Genomic DNA, 17,688 nt, shown 5'->3' with positions numbered 1-17,688 from the left:
GGCCGCCGGGTGAATTAGAACACGTTTCAGTTGCGCTGCTAGCCTGGCGTGATCTATCGGCGGTCGAAGGGGTTGGACGTGGCTGGACAGACCGGATCATTGCAGGGACGGGTCGCATTCATCACCGGGGCCGCCCGCGGGCAGGGACGCTCCCACGCGGTGCGGCTGGCCCGCGAGGGCGCCGACATCATCGCGCTGGACATCTGCGCGCCGGCCTCCGCCAGCGTGACGTACGCGCCGGCCACCCGCGAAGACCTGGACGAGACCGCCCGTCTGGTGGAGAACGAGGGGCGCAAGGTCTTGAGCCGGGAGGTCGACATCCGCGACGACGCCGCGCTGCGGGACGTGGTCGCCGACGGGATCGAACAGTTCGGCCGGCTGGACGTCGTGGTGGCCAACGCCGGAGTGCTGAGCTGGGGCCGCATTTGGGAGCTCACCGACGAGCAGTGGGACACGGTCATCGGGGTCAATCTGACCGGCACCTGGCGGACGCTGCGCGCCACCGTGCCCGCGATGATCGAGGCTGGAAACGGCGGCTCCATCGTCGTGGTCAGCTCGTCGGCGGGCATCAAGGCCACACCGGGCAACGGCCACTACTCGGCCAGCAAACACGGACTCACGGCGCTCACCAACACGCTCGCCATCGAGCTCGGCGAATTCGGCATCCGGGTCAACTCGATCCACCCGTACTCTGTGGACACCCCGATGATCGAGCCCGAGGCGATGATGGAGATCTTCGCTAAGCATCCCAGCTTTGTCCACAGTTTCCCGCCAATGCCGGTGCAGCCCAATGGTTTTATGGCGGCCGACGAAGTGGCCGACGTGGTGGCGTGGCTGGCCGGCGACGGATCGGGCACGCTGACCGGCACCCAGATTCCGGTGGATAAGGGTGCCCTAAAGTACTGACCGGCCATCGTGCTAAGAACTCCACGTGAGTACTGACGAAAGCGCCGACAACGGGATCGTGATCGTGGGCGGCGGATTGGCCGCCGCACGCACCGCCGAGCAGCTGCGCAAGGCGGAGTATTCCGGGCCCATCACGATCGTCAGCGACGAGGTGCACCTGCCCTACGACCGCCCGCCGCTGTCCAAAGAGGTGTTGCGCAAAGAGATCGACGACACCGCGCTCAAGCCGCGCGAATGGTACGACGAGAACCACATCACGCTGCGACTGGGGTCGGCCGCGAGGAGCCTGGACACCGCGGCGCAGACGGTGACGCTGGACGACGGGACGACGCTGGGGTACGCCGAACTGGTCATCGCAACGGGCCTGGTGCCGCGGCGCATTCCGGCGATCCCGGATCTCGAGGGCATCCGTGTGCTGCGTTCGGTCGACGAGAGCATGGCCCTGCGCGAGCACGCGTCGGCGGCGCAGCGCGCCGTGGTCATCGGCGCCGGCTTCATCGGCTGCGAGGTGGCGGCCAGCCTGCGCAGCCTGGGCGTGGACGTGGTGCTGGTGGAGCCGCAGCCGACGCCGCTGGCCGCGGTGCTCGGCGAGCAGATCGGCGCGCTGGTGGCCCGGCTGCACCGCGCCGAGGGTGTCGACGTCCGCCTCGGGGTCGGGGTGGCTGAGGTGCACGGCGACTCACACGTCGAGGCGGTGGTGTTGAGTGACGGCAGCGAACTGCCGGCCGACATCGTCGTCGTCGGCATCGGGTCGCGCCCGGCGACCGAGTGGCTCGAGGGCAGCGGAGTCGAGGTCGACAACGGCGTCATCTGCGACGAAGCCGGTCGCACCAGCGCGCCGAACGTGTGGGCGCTCGGCGACGTCGCATCGTGGCGCGATGCGACGGGACACCAAGGGCGCGTGGAACATTGGAGTAACGTCGCCGATCAGGCACGGGTCGTCGTGCCCGCGTTGCTGGGACGGGACATGCCCTCGGTGGTGGTCGTCCCGTACTTCTGGAGCGACCAATACGACGTCAAGATCCAGTGCCTGGGCGAGCCTGAAGCCGGCGACATCGTCCACATCGTCGAGGACGACGGCCGCAAGTTCCTGGCCTACTACGAACGCGACGGGGCGCTCGTCGGGGTGGTCGGCGGCGGCATGCCCGGCAAGGTCATGAAGGTCCGCGCGAAGATCGCCGCAGCCGTGCCCATCGCCGAAATGCTGGGCTGACACGGGTTATTGCCAGTCCACGGGCGGGCCGTGCGGATGACACTCGCCCAACAGCCGCGGATCGCCCCCTGGCCAGACGCGGGCCCGCACCAAGAACTTGATCGGTGCGCCCGGGCCGTCACGCGCGGGCTCCATCGTGAGGTGGGCGAACGGCGAGCGCGCATCGGCCCGCCCGGCCAGCGCGTCCACGTGCGCGCGCACTGCGCGACGTTCGTCGGCGGACAGATACTGCCAGGTGATCGAGTGCCACAAGACGGTCAGCGCACCCTCGGCCAGGGCCAGGCCTGCGACCGCGTCGGCCGCCGTTCGGCGCTCGAGCACGGCCGGGACCCGGCGGGCCACCTCGATGGCGCCGCGCAGCCGCGCCAGCCGGGCGCCCTGGTCGGGCCAGACATAGCTCAGCACCGTCGTTTCGCCGTCGCCGTCGGCGTCGCCGACGTCGATCGGCGCGATGTCATACCCGTGGCGGGCCACGATCCGTAAGTCGCGCCGGGGCGGCAGCGCGCCGCGCCACGCGTCGTCGATGGTCACCGGCGAGTCGGCCGGCCCCCACTCGCCGCCCGCGAACCCGTACCGGTAATGATCCCCGCGCAGGTTCAGCCCGCCACTCGACCCGATCTCGTAAAGCCTTATCGGCAAGCCGAATTCGTGGTTGATGTGCAAAAGCCCGCCAATCAGGGCGGCCGATCGGCCGACCTCGTTGGTCTGCGGCGGCTGGCCGAGCGCAGCGCGCAGAACGTCGACGTGACCGGCCGCGGTGTCCAGGATTTCCGGCCAGGCGGCTCGGGCGTCCCACCCGCCGCCGGTGCTGGGGTAGAAGCGGCGCAACCGCGCCGCACGGCCGTCGAGCACCAGCCGGTGCAGCCCGCCGAGCAATCGCAGCGGCACCGCATCGCGTGACGGCGCGTCTTCGCGCCCCGACAGGACGGTCGCGAACACACCGCCGGCTTCGACGTCGCCGGCCACCAACTCGAACAGCTCGCCGTACATCGGCGAGCCCGACGAGGCGCAGAACCTGCCCTGTGACCGCAGGGTGTGCAGCAGGTGCTCGGGCGTCACCTGCCCAATCCGTCCAACCCGGCGCCGACAACGTCGAAGGCATTGCCCAGGGCGACCGGCAGCGGGACGGATTCGTCGCTGAGCCAGTGTTCGTAGGCCGACAAGGCCACCCCGAGCATGGTCCAGGCGACGGTCTGAGGCGCCAGATCCGTGGTCTTGCAGTCCAGGCGGCGCGCCACGAACCCGGCGATCACCTCGCGCCAGCCGGCATACATCGTCATCGAATACGCTTGCAGCTCAGCGGTTTGCAGGATCACCCGCATGCGCTGGCGGTGTCGGGCCATCTCGGATTCGTCAAAGGTGTTGAACGCCAACAACGCAGCGCGCAGCGCATCGCCCAGGCGCACCTGCGCATCGACGTTGTCGAGCAGATCGCTCAGGTGGGCAAGGTGGTTGTCGAAGTCGCCCCAGGGGATGGCGTTCTTGGACGCGTAATACCGGAACAGGGTCCTCCGCGAGATACCGGCCGCCTGGGCGACGTCGTCGACGCTCACGTCTGCGAAACCGCGGGCCGTGAACATGTCGATGGCGACGTCGGTGATGTGGTGCGGGGTGGTCGAGCGGCGCCTGCCCACCCGCGGCTGCGGCACCATCGGACCCCGCCCTTCCATTTCGGCACTCGATGCCATATTCTGACGGCGAGTGTGACTCAGATCCCATCGTTGTCGAGACCGGACGAAAGGCAAGCCCCGTGGACCACGAGACCGAAACTGACACCCAACTTGTCACCGAGACCTTGGTCGAAGAGGTGTCCATCGACGGCATGTGCGGGGTCTACTGACCGTGCCCGCGCCCGCGCAGGCTCGTACGTCAACCTCGTTCGACCCTGATCGCGGCTGGCGGTTGCATCCGCAGGTGGCGGTTCGGCCGGAACCGTTCGGCGCGCTTCTCTACCACTTCGGCACCCGCAAGCTGTCGTTTTTGAAGAACCGCACGATCCTCACCGTGGTGCAGTCGCTGGCTGAGCATGCCGACATCCGGACCGCCTGCCGCGCGGCCGGAGTGCAAGACGCCGCGCAGGGTCCGTACCTGCACGCGCTGGGTGTGCTCGCCGAGTCCAACATGCTGGTGCCCCGGAAGGACGATCAATGACAACAGCGGCCCCCGTACCCCGGCTGATCGAGCAGTTCGAGCACGGGCTCGACGCGCCCATCTGCCTCACCTGGGAGCTGACGTACGCCTGCAACCTGGCCTGCGTGCACTGCCTGTCGTCGTCGGGCAAGCGGGACCCTCGGGAACTGTCCACCCGTCAATGCATGGACATCATCGATGAGCTGGAACGCATGCAGGTGTTCTACGTCAACATCGGTGGTGGGGAACCCACTGTGCGCCCGGACTTTTGGGAACTGGTCGACTACGCGACCGAACACCACGTGGGTGTGAAGTTCTCCACCAACGGCGTGCGGATCACGCCGGAGGTCGCCGCGCGGCTGGCGGCCAGCGACTACGTCGACGTCCAGATCTCGCTGGACGGCGCCACCGCCGAGGTCAACGACGCCGTGCGCGGACCCGGCTCGTTCGACATGGCGGTGCGGGCGCTGGAAAACCTTGCCGACGCCGGTTTCTCCGACGCCAAGATCTCCGTGGTCGTCACCCGGCACAACGTCGACCAGCTCGACGAATTCGCTGCGCTGGCAACCCGTTACGGCGCCACACTGCGGATCACCCGGCTCCGCCCGTCCGGGCGGGGCGCCGATGTCTGGGAAGAGCTGCACCCCACCGCCGACCAGCAGGTGCAGTTGTATGACTGGCTGGTCGCCAAGGGTGAGCGGGTGCTCACCGGCGACTCCTTCTTCCACCTGGCCCCGCTCGGCCAATCCGGCGCCCTGGCCGGTCTGAACATGTGCGGCGCGGGCCGCGTGGTGTGCCTGATCGACCCGATCGGCGACGTCTACGCGTGTCCGTTCGCCATCCACGACCGCTTCCTGGCGGGAAACGTGTTGTCCGACGGTGGCTTTGACAACGTCTGGAAACACGCCCCGCTGTTCCGCGAGCTGCGCGAGCCCCAGTCGGCGGGCGCCTGCGGCAGCTGCGGGCACTACGACAGCTGCCGGGGCGGATGCATGGCCGCCAAATTCTTCACCGGCCTGCCGCTGGACGGACCCGACCCCGAATGCGTCCAGGGCCACAGCGCGACGGCGCTGGCGCACGACCGCGAGACGCCGCGCCCCCGCGCCGATCACTCCCGGGGCAAGCGCATCCGCCAGCCGGTGCCGCTCACGCTGTCGCTGCGGCCGCCGGCGGCGCCGCCGGCCCGCATGTGCAACGAAAGCCCCGTGTAACGATGGCCGACGCATGGTTTGAGACCGTCGCCATCGCGCAGCAACGCGCCAAGCGGCGGCTGCCGAAATCGGCCTATTCGTCGCTGATTTCGGCCAGCGAAAAGGGAGTTACGGTCTCCGACAACGTGGCAGCCTTCAGCGAACTGGGATTCGCACCGCACGTCATCGGCGCACAGGAGAAGCGCGACTTGTCGACCAGCGTTATGGGGCAAGACATTTCGCTGCCGGTACTGATCTCACCGACCGGCGTGCAGGCGGTGCACCCCGATGGCGAGGTGGCCGTGGCGCGGGCCGCCGCTGCCCGCGGCACCGCCATGGGCCTGTCGTCGTTCGCCAGCAAGCCGATCGAAGAGGTCATCGCGGCGAACCCCAAGGTGTTCTTCCAGGTGTATTGGCTGGGTGACCGCGACGCGATCGCCGCGCGGGTCGAGCGGGCCCGCGCCGCCGGGGCGGTGGGGCTGATCGTCACCACCGACTGGAGCTTCTCGCACGGCCGGGACTGGGGCAGCCCGTCCATCCCGGAGAAGATGGACTTCAAGACGATCGTCAAGATGAGCCCGGAGGTCATCACCAAGCCGCGGTGGTTCATGCAGTGGGCGAAGACCATGCGGCCGCCGGAGCTGCGGGTGCCCAACCAGGCCCGTCGCGGCGAGCCCGGTCCCCCCTTCTTTCAGGCGTACGGGGAGTGGATGGGCACCCCGCCACCGACCTGGGAGGACATCGCCTGGCTCCGCGAATTATGGGGCGGCCCGTTCATGCTCAAGGGCGTGATGCGCGTTGATGACGCCAAAAAGGCGGTGGACGCGGGGGTTTCGGCCATTTCGGTGTCGAATCACGGCGGCAACAATCTGGACGGCACGCCGGCCTCGATCCGTGCCCTGCCCGCGGTAGCCGAAGCCGTCGGCGATCAGATCGAGGTACTGCTCGACGGCGGCGTCCGGCGCGGCAGTGACGTCGTCAAGGCCGTCGCGCTGGGAGCGCGCGCGGTGATGATCGGACGCGCCTACTTGTGGGGGCTGGCCGCGGCCGGCCAACCGGGCGTGGAGAACGTTCTCGACATCTTGCGCGGCGGCATCGACTCGGCGCTGATCGGCCTCGGGCTGTCCTCGGTTCACGACCTCGGACCTGACCACATCCTGGTGCCGCCCGGATTCACCCGGGCGCTGGGCGTGCCCGCGGGCGGCGGGTAGCGAAAGCTGGCCATGCCGGGCAAATATATCGGGATTAAGTGACGCTCGCGCAAACAGTGATACGGGCGGGGTAACCGTGACGGACGAGCCCACAATTCGAACACCCGGTGAACGACCCAGAAAAAAAATAATTTTCAAGCTCCAACAATTGGTGCACGCCAGGTGAATTCGGCCTACCATCACCGAGTGTCCGTACTCGGCGACTTGGGAACCGCGACGTCGAGCCAGCTATCAAGCATGTCGGCGTCGGTGATGGTTCCGCTGGGGTCGACCGAACAACACGGTCCGCACCTGCCCCTGGACACCGACACCCGGATCGCGACGGCGGTCGCCGTCGCCGCTGCACCGCGCCTCGGACACGACTGGCTGGTGGCCCCGGCGATCGCTTACGGCGCCAGCGGCGAGCATCAGAGTTTCGCCGGAACGATCTCGCTCGGCACCGAGGCGTTGACGCTGCTGCTGCTCGAGTACGGCAGGTCAGTCGCCGCCTGGGCCAGGCGCCTGGTCTTCGTCAACGGCCACGGCGGCAACGTCACGGCGTGCAGCCGGGCGGTGGCCCGGTTGCGCGCCGAGGGCCGTGACGTCGGCTGGTCCCCCTGCCTGGCCGCCGGCGGTGACGCCCATGCGGGCCATACCGAAACATCACTGTTGCTGCACATCTCACCGGCCGAGGTCCGGGCCGATCAATGGGTGGCGGGCAACACCGCACCCCTGCCCGAGCTGCTCGGGTCGATGCGCCGCGGGGGAGTCGCCGCGGTCAGCCCGGTCGGCGTGCTGGGCGACCCGACCACCTCCACCGCCGCCGAGGGCGAGCGGATCTTCGCGGAGATGGTCGACGGGTGCGTCGGTCGAGTGGTCCGGTGGCGGCCCGGACCCGACGGGATGCTGACGTGACCGGGCCTCGGCTGCCGGACGGGTTCGCCGTTCAGGTCGACCGCCGCGTGCGCGTGCTCGGCGACGGCTCGGCGCTGCTCGGCGGTTCACCGACCCGGCTGCTCAAGTTGGCCCCCGCCGCGCAGGACATGCTCTCGGACGGCCGGCTGAAGGTTCGCGACGATCTCAGCGCTCAACTCGCCCGCACCCTGCTGGACGCCACGGTGGCGCATCCGCGGCCCGCTGGTGGGCCATCGCACCACGACGTGACGGTGGTAATCCCGGTGCGGAACAACCTTTCTGGTGTTCGCCGTTTGGTCAGCTCACTGCGCGGCCTGCGCGTCGTGGTGGTGGACGACGGCTCGTTTCCTCCGGTCGAACCCGAAGACTTCGTCGGGGCCCACTGCGACATCGAGGTGCTGCGCCACCACCGCAGCAGGGGCCCGGCGGCGGCCCGCAACACCGGGCTGGCGGCCTGCCGGACCGACTTCGTCGCCTTCCTGGACTCCGATGTCGCACCGCGCCGCGGCTGGCTGGAGGCCCTGCTCGGCCACTTCTGCGATCCCACGGTCGGCCTGGTCGCGCCCCGCATCGTCGGGCTGTCGCACAACGAGAACGTGGTGGCGCGGTACGAGGCGGTGCACTCCTCGCTGGACCTCGGTGAGCGCGAGGCGCCGGTGCTGCCGCACAGCACGGTGTCCTACGTGCCCAGCGCGGCGATCATCTGCCGGTGCTCGGCGATCCGGGGGGTCGGCGGGTTCGACGAGACGCTGCAGTCGGGTGAGGACGTCGACCTGTGCTGGCGGCTTATCGAGGCGGGCGCTCGGCTGCGCTACGAGCCGATCGCGCTGGTCGCCCACGACCACCGCACCGAGTTGCGGGATTGGCTTGCACGCAAAGCGTTTTACGGCGGCTCGGCGGCTCCGCTTTCCGTGCGCCACCCGGACAAGACGGCGCCGGTGGTGATCTCCGGCTGGGCACTGATGACGTGGATATTGATGGCGTTCGGGTCCACCCTGTCGCGGCTGGTGTCCATCGTCTTCGCCGTGCTGACCGGCCACCGCATCGCGCGGGCGATGCGGAGCGCCGAGACGTCGATGACCGATGTCGCGATGATCGCGGGCCGCGGCCTGTGGTCAGCGGCGTTGCAGCTGGCGTCGGCGCTGTGCCGGCACTACTGGCCGCTGGCGTTGCTGGCCGCGGCCATGTCGCGACACTTCAGGCGGGTCGTTCTGGTCGCGGCCGTCATGGACGGGGTGGTCGACTGGCTTCGCCGCCGCGACGCCATCAGTGACGATGTCGAACCGATCGGGCTGCCGACCTACCTGGTGCTCAAACGCGTCGACGACCTGGCGTACGGGCTCGGGTTGTGGTGGGGTGTGCTACGGGAGCGCAACGCGCGCGCCCTGAAGCCTCAGATCCGGAGTTAACCACCACCTTGACCGCAGCCGCCTCGCAGAGCGATGTGCTGATCGTCGGCGCCGGCAGTGCAGGATCGGTTGTTGCGGAACGCCTTTCCGTCGATCCACATTGTCAGGTGACGGTCCTCGAGGCGGGGCCGGCGCTCGACGACCCGGGACTGCTCGCACAGACCGCCAACGGGTTTCAGCTGCCGATCGGCGTCGGCAGTCCGCTGGTCCAGCGCTACCAGACCCGCCTCACCGACGAGCCCGCCCGCCAGCATCCCCTGGTGCGCGGGGCGACGGTGGGCGGTTCGGGCGCCATCAACGGCGGCTACTTCTGCCGCGGTTTGCCGCGCGACTTCGATCGCATCGCGATCGAGGGTTGGGGATGGTCAGACGTCCTGGACAGCTTCCGCGCCATCGAGACCGACCTGGACTTCGATGGTCCCGCCCACGGCGACAGCGGTCCCATCCAGGTGCGTCGCACCCGCGAAATGACCGGGACCACCGAAAGATTCATCGCCGCCGCCGAGCGCGCCGGATTCGACTGGATCGCCGACCTCAATGACGCTGCACCGGAGCATGTTTCGGGGATCGGCGCCGTCCCGCTCAACATCGTCGACGGAGTGCGGCGCGGCTCCGGCACGGGCTACCTGATCCCGGCGCTGAGCCGGCCGAACCTGAACCTGCGTGCGCGGACCCGGGCCACCCGGTTACGTTTCACCGGCACCGTTGCGGGGGGCGTCGACGCCATCGGTCCACACGGACGGATCACCCTGACCGCCGACCGAGTCGTGTTGTGCGCGGGCGCAATCGAGACGGCCCGGCTGCTCATGGCCTCGGGCATCGGCGACGAACCGATGCTTACGGGCGTCGGGGTGCCGGTGGTAATGCCGCTGCCGGTGGGCGCGTCCTTCAGCGACCATGCCGAGTGGGTGCTGCCCACCGATTGGACGGTGGCTCCCGGACGGCCGGTGCTCGAGGTGGTGCTCAGCACGGCAGACGACCTCGAGATCAGGCCGTACACAGGCGGATTCGTGGCGATGACCGGCGATGGCACCGCCGGGCATGCCGACTGGCCACACATCGGGGTCGCGCTGATGCAGCCGCGTGCGCGCGGACGCATGACGCTGGTCTCGGCCGATCCCGACGTGGCGCCGCGAATCGAACATCGCTACGACAGCGAGCCCGAAGACGTCGCGGCGCTGCGCCGGGGCAGCGAGCTGGCCCGCGAATTGTCCGACGGCACAATCGATGCCGCGGCGGCCGTCTGGTCGACCTCTCAACACCTCTGCGGCACCGCACCGATGGGCGCCGAAGGCGACCCGCACGCCGTCGTCGACGCCCGGTGCCAGGTGCTCGGCATCGACAACCTGTGGGTGATCGACGGGTCGATCCTCCCGGCGATCACCAGCCGCGGCCCGCACGCCACGATCGTGATGATCGGCCACCGGGCCGCGGAGTTCGTTCAGTGACGCGTCAGCAGGTGCCGCACCGGGCGCAGCTGGCGACCGTCGCGGCCGGGAGCCCACACTCCGATCACGACGGCGGCGACGGTGACGATCGCGGCCATCGAGATCGTCGAGGCGTGCAGTGCCGCCAGGAACGCGGACTTGCTGATGTCGGCCAGCTGCCGCCCCTGGGGCCCGAGCCGGCCGGCGATCTCGACGGCCTTGGCCAGCGAGTCGGTGGCCTGGCCGCGCACCGGTGCGGGAAAGCCCGCCAGCATGGGCGCCAGCTCGTGCGAGTAGCGGCCGGCCAGGATCGAGCCCGCCACCGCGATGCCCAGCGCGCCGCCCATCTCACGTGATGTGTCGTTCACGGCGGAGGCGACACCCTGTTTTTCGTCGGAGACGGCACCCATGATCGCCGAAGTTGTCGGCGCCGTGCAGATTCCGATTCCTGTGGCGAGAATGAGTGTGGGCCAAGCGAATTCGAGATAGGTCGAGTGCAGGTCCAGCCCGTACATGCACCCGAATCCGACGGCCATCAGCAGGGTGCCGACGAACAACACCAGCCGCAGCCCCAGCTTGGGTACGTACCAGAACGACAGGGCCGAGAAGATGGCCAGCGGCACCATGAAAGGCCCGAAGGCGATCGCGGTCGCCAGCGCGGAGTAGCCCATGATCTGCTGCACGTATTGCATGCCGATGTAGAAGAAGCCGAAGGTGGCGCCGAACAAGATGACGATCGCGGTCACCCCGGTGGCGAAATTGGGGTCGGCGAACAATCGGACATCCAGCAGTGGCTGTCTGCCGCGGGACGCCAGGCGCAATTCGAGGGCGCCGAAGCCCGCGGCGAGCACCGCACCGACGACGAGGCCGCCCCACACCACCGGGTCGCTCCAGCCGCGGCCGGGCGCTTCCAGGATCGCGGCTACGGCGATGGCGACCGCCGTGCCGATCAGGATCGCGCCCAGCGCATCGACCCGGGGAGCCGCCGCATCGCGCGACGACGCGACGGTGCAGGCCAGCAGGAAAATCACCAGGCCGGCGATTCCCAGCGACCAGAAGATCGCGTGCCAATCCCAAAAGCGGAGCAACAGACCGGAACCGAGCATGCCCAGGACACCGCCCGAACCGGCCGTCCCGGCCCAGATGCCAACGGCCTTGGTGCGGTCGTCTTTCGGATAGGCCACCGTCAGCAGCGACAGGGTGGCGGGCATGACGAATGCGGCGCCGATCCCGGCCACCGCCCGGCCCGCGATGATCTGGGACGGATTGTGCAGCAGCGCGGGTGCCATCGAACCGATCGCGAACACCAGCAGCCCGGTCAGCAGCGCCCCACGGCGTCCGTAGCGGTCACCGATCGCACCGGCCGGCAGCAGCAGACACGCCAGCGCCACGGTGTATCCGTCGACGACCCAGTTCAGCTGCGATGCGGTGGCCGAGGTGGCCACCGCAAGGTCCCCGAGCGCGGTGTTCAGGGCGGTCATCGACGCCACCACCAGGGCCACGGCCATGCAGGCGACCGCCAGCGTCCAGTTTCGTGCCCGGAAGCTGTCGCCGACGCCGATCGCGTCAGTACGCTGGTGCTGGTCAGACCGGACCAGGGTTTCGACCATGCGGTGCGCCTCCTCAGGAGCGTGCGAGGTTTCGAGACCAATAGTCTTGTAGGTAGACCGATAGTCTCGTGTTGAAACAGGGAGGTGGGTCACAATTACCGCCGGGACGTCCGACCCGCGCCCCGCGAGGTCGCGGGCCAGGCTGCTGGAAGCCGCTGTCACGCTGTTGCGTACCGGGGGTCCCAGCGCGGTGACGGTCGACGCGGTCACCCGCACCGCCAACGTGGCCCGGGCGACCCTGTATCGCCACTTCCCGAGCGGAAACGACCTACTGGCAGCGGCTTTCAACAGCCTGATCCCGCCGTCGCCCGCCCCGCCCGCCGAAGGTTCGCTGCGCGACCGGCTGGTCGCGGTGGTGCTGGCCCAGGCCGAATCCGTCGCCCAGGCGCCCACCATGATGACCGCCATGTCCTGGCTCGCGCTGGGGCGCGACCTGGAGGGCCTGCCCGAGCCGCGGCACAGCCACAACGCCGACAGCGCGGCGATCACCACCCTGCGCGAACGCATCGCCCAGCAGTACGCGGAGCCCTTCGACGTCATCTTCGACAGCCCGGAGGCCGCCCAGCTGGGGGAGGTGGACCGGTCGGGGGCGATCGCCCTGCTCATCGGCCCGCTGGTGCTGGGCCGCCTGTCCACGCTGCCCGATTTCGACTACCACCAGTGCGCGCTGGCGGCCGTCGACGGCTTCTTACATGTGCAATGCGGCAGGGCCGGCACGGCGAACATCGAATCGGCGGGCGCCTGAGGCCCCGGCGCCCACCGTCCCGAGGCCTCTGACCATTACGTTTAGGCTCCGGTGCTACCGTCCTGCAGTCGGGCGCGCTGTATTCGGCCGGCGATCGCGGGCGAATTTTGTTCGGGCCACGATCTAAGGCATACTGTTCAGGTTGCCTTGAGCCGGGCTTGCGCCTGGTCGGGCATACGACCAGCGTCCAAACGGGCGCGTCCGGTCCCATCCTTTGAGAGCGACGAATTTCGATCGCGGATGAGGCTGCGTGAGGGTGACACGCCCGACCGCGGGGGCCGGTGGACCACGACAGGTAAACAGCGGCGCAATATCCGGCGCAACGCTCGATCGGCCCAGAGTTGGCCGGCCCGATCGGCGCGCCGGTGGCACTGAGGACATTTGAGCCCGGATACCGGGCCTCAACAGGAGTGAGGGTAGGAGAAGCGTGGCGGGACAGAAGATCCGCATCAGGCTTAAGGCCTACGACCATGAGGCTATTGACGCGTCGGCGCGCAAGATCGTCGAGACCGTCGTCCGCACGGGTGCCAGCGTCGTAGGTCCGGTGCCGCTGCCGACTGAGAAGAACGTGTATTGCGTCATCCGCTCCCCGCACAAGTACAAGGACTCGCGGGAGCACTTCGAGATGCGCACGCACAAGCGGCTGATCGACATCCTCGACCCGACGCCGAAGACCGTCGACGCGCTGATGCGCATCGACCTCCCGGCCAGCGTCGACGTCAACATCCAGTAGGAGATCCAGACTCATGGCAAGAAAAGGCATTCTGGGTACCAAGCTGGGCATGACGCAGGTGTTCGACGAGAACAACAAGGTCGTGCCGGTGACGGTCGTCAAGGCCGGTCCGAACGTGGTGACCCGGATCCGTACGCCCGAGCGCGACGGTTACAGTGCCGTGCAGCTGGCGTACGGCGAGATCAGTCCCCGCAAGGTCAACAAGCCGGTGACCGGTCAGTACGCCGCCGCCGGTGTGAACCCGCGCCGGTTCCTGGCCGAGCTGCGGCTGGAGAACCCCGAGGCGGCCGCCGACTACGAGGTCGGCCAGGAGCTGACGGCGGAGATCTTCGCCGACGGCGCCTACGTCGACGTCACGGGCACCTCGAAGGGCAAGGGCTTCGCCGGCACCATGAAGCGCCACGGCTTCCGTGGCCAGGGCGCCAGCCACGGTGCCCAGGCGGTGCACCGCCGTCCCGGTTCCATCGGCGGCTGCGCCACGCCCGCCCGGGTGTTCAAGGGCACCCGGATGTCCGGCCGGATGGGTAGCGACCGGGTGACCGTCCAGAACCTGTTGGTGCACAAGGTCGATACCGAGAACGGCGTGCTGCTGATCAAGGGCGCGGTCCCCGGCCGCACCGGCGGACTCGTCGTGGTCCGCAGCGCGGTCAAACGAGGTGAGAAGTGATGGCAGAAGGCTCCAAGACGCTCAAGATCGACGTCAAGACGCCGGCCGGCAAGGTCGAGGGCTCGATCGAGCTGCCGGCCGAATTGTTCGACGCCCCGGCCAATATCGCGCTGATGCACCAGGTGGTCACCGCGCAGCGCGCGGCGGCGCGTCAGGGCACGCACTCGACCAAGACCCGCGGCGACGTCAGTGGTGGTGGCCGTAAGCCGTACCGGCAGAAGGGAACCGGTCGGGCCCGTCAGGGTTCGACGCGTGCCCCGCAGTTCACCGGCGGTGGCATCGTGCACGGTCCCAAGCCCCGCGACTACAGCCAGCGCACCCCCAAGAAGATGATCGCCGCGGCGTTGCGTGGCGCGTTGTCCGACCGGGCGCGCAACGGCCGCATTCACGCGATCACCGAGCTGGTCTCGGGTCAGACGCCGTCCACCAAGAGCGCCAAGGCGTTCCTGGGCAGCCTGACCGACCGCAAGCGAGTGCTGGTCGTGATCGGCCGCAGCGACGAGGCCGGCGCCAAGAGCGTGCGCAACCTGCCGGGTGTGCACATCCTGGCTCCCGACCAGCTCAACACCTATGACGTGCTGCGCTCGGACGACGTGGTGTTCAGCGTCGAGGCGCTGGGCGCCTACATCGCCGGGGCCACCGGCGGTGCCGCCGACAAGGATGTGGAGGTAACCGCGTAATGGCGACCATCACTGACCCCCGCGACATCATTCTGGGCCCGGTCATCTCGGAGAAGTCCTATTCGCTGCTCGACGACAACGTGTACACGTTCGTGGTGCACCCCGATTCGAACAAGACGCAGATCAAGATCGCTGTCGAGAAGATCTTCTCCGTCAAGGTCGCGTCGGTGAACACCGCGAACCGGCAAGGTAAGCGCAAGCGCACCAGGACCGGATTCGGCAAGCGCAAGAGCACCAAGCGGGCCATCGTCACGCTGGCGCCGGGTAGCAAGCCGATCGATCTGTTCGGGGCACCGGCGTAGCCGCCGCGAGAGGAAACCTGATTAGACATGGCAATTCGTAAGTACAAGCCGACGAGCCCCGGCCGTCGCGGCTCGAGCGTGTCCGATTTCTCCGAGGTCACTCGTTCCACCCCGGAGAAGTCGCTGGTGCGCCCGCTGCACGGCCACGGTGGGCGAAACGCGCACGGCCGCATCACCACCCGCCACAAAGGTGGTGGCCACAAGCGCGCCTACCGGGTGATCGATTTCCGTCGCAACGACAAGGACGGCGTGAACGCCAAGGTCGCGCACATCGAGTACGACCCCAACCGCACCGCCAACATCGCGTTGCTGCACTTCCTGGACGGCGAGAAGCGCTACATCATCGCGCCGCAGGGACTTTCGCAGGGTGACGTGGTCGAGTGCGGCCCGAACGCCGACATCAAGCCCGGCAACAACCTCCCGCTGCGCAACATCCCGGCCGGTACCGTGATCCACGCCGTGGAGCTGCGACCGGGCGGTGGCGCCAAGCTGGCGCGGTCGGCCGGATCCAGCATCCAGCTGCTCGGTAAGGAGGGCACCTACGCGTCGCTGCGTATGCCCAGCGGTGAGATCCGCCGCGTCGACGTGCGCTGCCGCGCCACCGTGGGCGAGGTCGGCAACGCCGAGCAGGCGAACATCAACTGGGGCAAGGCCGGCCGGATGCGGTGGAAGGGCAAGCGCCCTTCGGTCCGTGGTGTGGTCATGAACCCGGTGGACCACCCGCACGGTGGTGGTGAGGGTAAGACCTCAGGTGGTCGTCACCCGGTGAGCCCGTGGGGCAAGCCCGAGGGCCGCACCCGCCACCCGAACAAGGCCAGTAACAAGCTCATTGTCCGACGCCGGCGCACCGGCAAGAAGCACGGTCGCTAGGAAGTCAGGAGTAGCACATGCCACGCAGCCTGAAGAAGGGCCCGTTCGTCGACGGCCACCTGCTCAAGAAGGTGGACACGCAGAACGAGAAGAACACCAAACAGGTGATCAAGACATGGTCGCGGCGTTCGACGATCATTCCTGACTTCATCGGCCACACCTTCGCCGTCCACGATGGGCGCAAGCACGTCCCGGTGTTCGTCACCGAGGCGATGGTCGGCCACAAGCTTGGTGAATTCGCGCCCACCCGCACCTTCAAGGGACACATCAAGGACGACCGGAAGGCCAAACGGCGATGACCACAACGGAATTCCCATCGGCGGTGGCCAAAGCACGTTTCGTGCGGGTGTCGCCGAGGAAGGCGCGGCGGGTGATCGACCTGGTGCGCGGCCGCTCGGTGGCCGACGCGCTCGACATCTTGCGCTGGGCGCCGCAGGCCGCCAGCGAGCCGGTGGCCAAGGTGATCGCCAGTGCCGCGGCCAACGCGCAGAACAACAACGGCCTGGACCCGGCGACCCTGGTGGTCGCCACCGTCTACGCCGACGAGGGACCCACCGCCAAGCGCATCCGTCCGCGCGCCCAGGGCCGCGCGTTCCGGATTCGCAAGCGCACCAGCCACATCACGGTCGTGGTGGAAAGCCGGCCGGGCAAGGACCAGGGGTCGGCGAAGTCGACCCGGGCCCGTCGCGCCGAGGCCAGCAAGGCCGCCTCCAAGGCGCCCGCGAAGAAGGCACCCGCCAAGAAAGCGCCGGCCAACAAGGCACCGGCCAAGAAGGCGGCCACCAAAGCGCCCGCGAAGAAGGCCGCATCGAAAGCCGAAGCCGAGACGTCTGAGACCTCTGACGCGAAGGGAGGCTCAGACTAGTGGGCCAGAAGATCAATCCGCACGGCTTCCGGCTGGGCATCACCACCGACTGGAAGTCACGCTGGTACGCCGACAAGCAGTACGCCGACTACGTCAAGGAAGACGTCGCGATCCGGCGGCTGCTCTCGACCGGCCTGGAGCGGGCCGGGATCGCCGACGTGGAGATCGAGCGCACCCGTGACCGGGTCCGGGTGGACATCCACACCGCGCGTCCCGGCATCGTGATCGGCCGTCGCGGCACCGAGGCCGACCGGATCCGTGCCGACCTCGAGAAGCTGACCGGCAAGCAGGTGCAGCTCAACATCCTCGAGGTCCGAAACCCGGAGTCCCAGGCGCAATTGGTGGCGCAGGGCGTCGCCGAGCAGCTGAGCAACCGCGTGGCGTTCCGCCGCGCGATGCGCAAGGCCATCCAGTCCGCGATGCGTCAGCCCAACGTGAAAGGCATCCGGGTCCAGTGCTCCGGCCGTCTCGGTGGCGCCGAGATGAGCCGTTCGGAGTTCTACCGCGAGGGCCGGGTGCCGCTGCACACGCTGCGTGCCGACATCGACTACGGCCTGTACGAAGCCAAGACCACCTTCGGCCGGATCGGCGTGAAGGTGTGGATCTACAAGGGCGACATCGTCGGTGGGAAGCGCGAATTGGCCGCCGCCGCGCCGGCGGGCGCCGAGCGTTCACGCCGCGAGCGTCCGTCGGGCACCCGTCCGCGTCGCAGTGGCGCGTCGGGCACCACGGGCACCAGCACCGAGGCCGGCCGCGCCGCCGCGAGTGCCGAAGAGGGCGCAGCGGCCGCGACCCAGACCGCACCCGCTGCAGAACCACAAAGCACGGAGAGCTGA

21 protein-coding genes are annotated in these 17,688 nt (G+C 68.6%); 18 read left to right on the top strand and 3 right to left on the bottom strand.

The genetic code is table 11. From position 1 onward, the window contains the following. The first annotated feature begins 78 nt into the window (after positions 1-78). Positions 79-906, top strand: a complete 828-nt coding sequence (locus AC5Y4H_RS09255) for a mycofactocin-coupled SDR family oxidoreductase (protein ID WP_499980585.1) — start codon at positions 79-81, stop codon at positions 904-906. A 25-nt stretch (positions 907-931) separates the two neighbouring features. Beyond that, positions 932-2,119, top strand: coding sequence for an NAD(P)/FAD-dependent oxidoreductase (locus AC5Y4H_RS09250; RefSeq protein ID WP_499980581.1), 1,188 nt, complete (start codon positions 932-934; stop codon positions 2,117-2,119). A 6-nt stretch (positions 2,120-2,125) separates the two neighbouring features. On the opposite strand, the gene AC5Y4H_RS09245 is transcribed toward AC5Y4H_RS09250, so the two are convergent. Next, positions 2,126-3,178, bottom strand: coding sequence for a DUF2332 domain-containing protein (locus AC5Y4H_RS09245; protein ID WP_499980576.1), 1,053 nt, complete (start codon positions 3,176-3,178; stop codon positions 2,126-2,128). Continuing rightward, positions 3,175-3,771 (bottom strand): mycofactocin system transcriptional regulator MftR, encoded by a 597-nt coding sequence (gene mftR / locus AC5Y4H_RS09240; protein ID WP_499980754.1) that lies wholly within the window; start codon positions 3,769-3,771, stop codon positions 3,175-3,177. The genes AC5Y4H_RS09245 and mftR overlap by 4 nt, the downstream gene beginning before the upstream one ends. 98 nt (positions 3,772-3,869) lie before the next feature. Here mftR and mftA point away from each other — a divergent pair, with 98 nt between their 5' ends. From mftA to mftG, 7 genes are all read left to right on the top strand, one after another. Then, positions 3,870-3,959, top strand: a complete 90-nt coding sequence (gene mftA, locus AC5Y4H_RS09235) for a mycofactocin precursor MftA (RefSeq protein WP_007773607.1) — start codon at positions 3,870-3,872, stop codon at positions 3,957-3,959. Further along, positions 3,944-4,270 (top strand): mycofactocin biosynthesis chaperone MftB, encoded by a 327-nt coding sequence (gene mftB, locus AC5Y4H_RS09230; RefSeq protein ID WP_499980572.1) that lies wholly within the window; start codon positions 3,944-3,946, stop codon positions 4,268-4,270. The genes mftA and mftB overlap by 16 nt, the downstream gene beginning before the upstream one ends. Further along, positions 4,267-5,460, top strand: coding sequence for a mycofactocin radical SAM maturase (gene mftC / locus AC5Y4H_RS09225; protein WP_499980570.1), 1,194 nt, complete (start codon positions 4,267-4,269; stop codon positions 5,458-5,460). Before mftB ends, mftC begins: the two co-directional genes overlap by 4 nt. Positions 5,461-5,462: 2 nt before the next feature. Continuing rightward, on the top strand, positions 5,463-6,650 hold the full coding sequence (mftD, locus tag AC5Y4H_RS09220) for a pre-mycofactocin synthase MftD (protein WP_499980567.1): 1,188 nt from the start codon (positions 5,463-5,465) through the stop codon (positions 6,648-6,650). 162 nt (positions 6,651-6,812) lie between these two features. After that, positions 6,813-7,544, top strand: a complete 732-nt coding sequence (gene mftE, locus AC5Y4H_RS09215) for a mycofactocin biosynthesis peptidyl-dipeptidase MftE (protein ID WP_499980563.1) — start codon at positions 6,813-6,815, stop codon at positions 7,542-7,544. Then, complete coding sequence (mftF, locus tag AC5Y4H_RS09210) at positions 7,541-8,953, top strand: mycofactocin biosynthesis glycosyltransferase MftF (protein ID WP_499980560.1); 1,413 nt, start codon at positions 7,541-7,543, stop codon at positions 8,951-8,953. Before mftE ends, mftF begins: the two co-directional genes overlap by 4 nt. Positions 8,954-8,961: 8 nt before the next feature. Further along, positions 8,962-10,401, top strand: a complete 1,440-nt coding sequence (mftG, locus tag AC5Y4H_RS09205; RefSeq protein ID WP_499980557.1) for a mycofactocin dehydrogenase MftG — start codon at positions 8,962-8,964, stop codon at positions 10,399-10,401. Here the strand turns inward: mftG and AC5Y4H_RS09200 are convergent. Further along, a complete protein-coding gene (locus AC5Y4H_RS09200) occupies positions 10,395-11,990 on the bottom strand; it encodes an MFS transporter (protein ID WP_499980555.1) in 1,596 nt (531 codons plus the stop codon). The genes mftG and AC5Y4H_RS09200 overlap by 7 nt on opposite strands. A gap of 145 nt (positions 11,991-12,135) precedes the next feature. Here AC5Y4H_RS09200 and AC5Y4H_RS09195 point away from each other — a divergent pair, with 145 nt between their 5' ends. The 9 genes from AC5Y4H_RS09195 to rpsC all read left to right on the top strand — a co-directional run bounded on the left by AC5Y4H_RS09195 (position 12,136) and on the right by rpsC (position 17,688). Continuing rightward, entirely contained in the window at positions 12,136-12,735 is a 600-nt protein-coding gene (locus AC5Y4H_RS09195; protein WP_499980751.1) for a TetR/AcrR family transcriptional regulator, read from the top strand. Between the two features lie 427 nt (positions 12,736-13,162). Next, positions 13,163-13,468, top strand: coding sequence for a 30S ribosomal protein S10 (gene rpsJ / locus AC5Y4H_RS09190; RefSeq protein WP_003873519.1), 306 nt, complete (start codon positions 13,163-13,165; stop codon positions 13,466-13,468). Positions 13,469-13,481: 13 nt separating this feature from the next. Further along, on the top strand, positions 13,482-14,135 hold the full coding sequence (gene rplC / locus AC5Y4H_RS09185; RefSeq protein ID WP_499980553.1) for a 50S ribosomal protein L3: 654 nt from the start codon (positions 13,482-13,484) through the stop codon (positions 14,133-14,135). Continuing rightward, complete coding sequence (rplD, locus tag AC5Y4H_RS09180; protein WP_499980551.1) at positions 14,135-14,815, top strand: 50S ribosomal protein L4; 681 nt, start codon at positions 14,135-14,137, stop codon at positions 14,813-14,815. The genes rplC and rplD overlap by 1 nt, the downstream gene beginning before the upstream one ends. Then, complete coding sequence (gene rplW / locus AC5Y4H_RS09175; RefSeq protein WP_067350595.1) at positions 14,815-15,117, top strand: 50S ribosomal protein L23; 303 nt, start codon at positions 14,815-14,817, stop codon at positions 15,115-15,117. The genes rplD and rplW overlap by 1 nt, the downstream gene beginning before the upstream one ends. A gap of 27 nt (positions 15,118-15,144) precedes the next feature. Then, positions 15,145-15,987 carry a 50S ribosomal protein L2 gene (gene rplB / locus AC5Y4H_RS09170; RefSeq protein WP_007773586.1) on the top strand — a complete coding sequence of 281 codons (843 nt, stop codon included), beginning with the start codon at positions 15,145-15,147 and terminating at the stop codon, positions 15,985-15,987. 17 nt (positions 15,988-16,004) lie between these two features. Further along, positions 16,005-16,286, top strand: coding sequence for a 30S ribosomal protein S19 (gene rpsS, locus AC5Y4H_RS09165; protein WP_007773585.1), 282 nt, complete (start codon positions 16,005-16,007; stop codon positions 16,284-16,286). Further along, complete coding sequence (rplV, locus tag AC5Y4H_RS09160) at positions 16,283-16,852, top strand: 50S ribosomal protein L22 (RefSeq protein ID WP_499980546.1); 570 nt, start codon at positions 16,283-16,285, stop codon at positions 16,850-16,852. Before rpsS ends, rplV begins: the two co-directional genes overlap by 4 nt. Next, positions 16,852-17,688, top strand: coding sequence for a 30S ribosomal protein S3 (gene rpsC, locus AC5Y4H_RS09155; RefSeq protein WP_499980542.1), 837 nt, complete (start codon positions 16,852-16,854; stop codon positions 17,686-17,688). Before rplV ends, rpsC begins: the two co-directional genes overlap by 1 nt.

This window comes from Mycobacterium sp. NGS58 (genome assembly GCF_059812385.1).
This window is presented reverse-complemented; position numbering and strand designations above follow the sequence as displayed.

Bases quoted from the DNA above. Each gene is read 5' to 3' on its own strand.
- mftR (WP_499980754.1), bottom strand. From the start codon at position 3,771: ATGGTGCCGCAGCCGCGGGTGGGCAGGCGCCGCTCGACCACCCCGCAC.
- mftC (WP_499980570.1), top strand. From the start codon at position 4,267: ATGACAACAGCGGCCCCCGTACCCCGGCTGATCGAGCAGTTCGAGCAC.
- mftD (WP_499980567.1), top strand. From the start codon at position 5,463: ATGGCCGACGCATGGTTTGAGACCGTCGCCATCGCGCAGCAACGCGCC.
- AC5Y4H_RS09200 (WP_499980555.1), bottom strand. From the start codon at position 11,990: ATGGTCGAAACCCTGGTCCGGTCTGACCAGCACCAGCGTACTGACGCG.
- rplC (WP_499980553.1), top strand. From the start codon at position 13,482: ATGGCAAGAAAAGGCATTCTGGGTACCAAGCTGGGCATGACGCAGGTG.
- rplD (WP_499980551.1), top strand. From the start codon at position 14,135: ATGGCAGAAGGCTCCAAGACGCTCAAGATCGACGTCAAGACGCCGGCC.
- rplW (WP_067350595.1), top strand. From the start codon at position 14,815: ATGGCGACCATCACTGACCCCCGCGACATCATTCTGGGCCCGGTCATC.
- rplB (WP_007773586.1), top strand. From the start codon at position 15,145: ATGGCAATTCGTAAGTACAAGCCGACGAGCCCCGGCCGTCGCGGCTCG.
- rpsS (WP_007773585.1), top strand. From the start codon at position 16,005: ATGCCACGCAGCCTGAAGAAGGGCCCGTTCGTCGACGGCCACCTGCTC.
- rplV (WP_499980546.1), top strand. From the start codon at position 16,283: ATGACCACAACGGAATTCCCATCGGCGGTGGCCAAAGCACGTTTCGTG.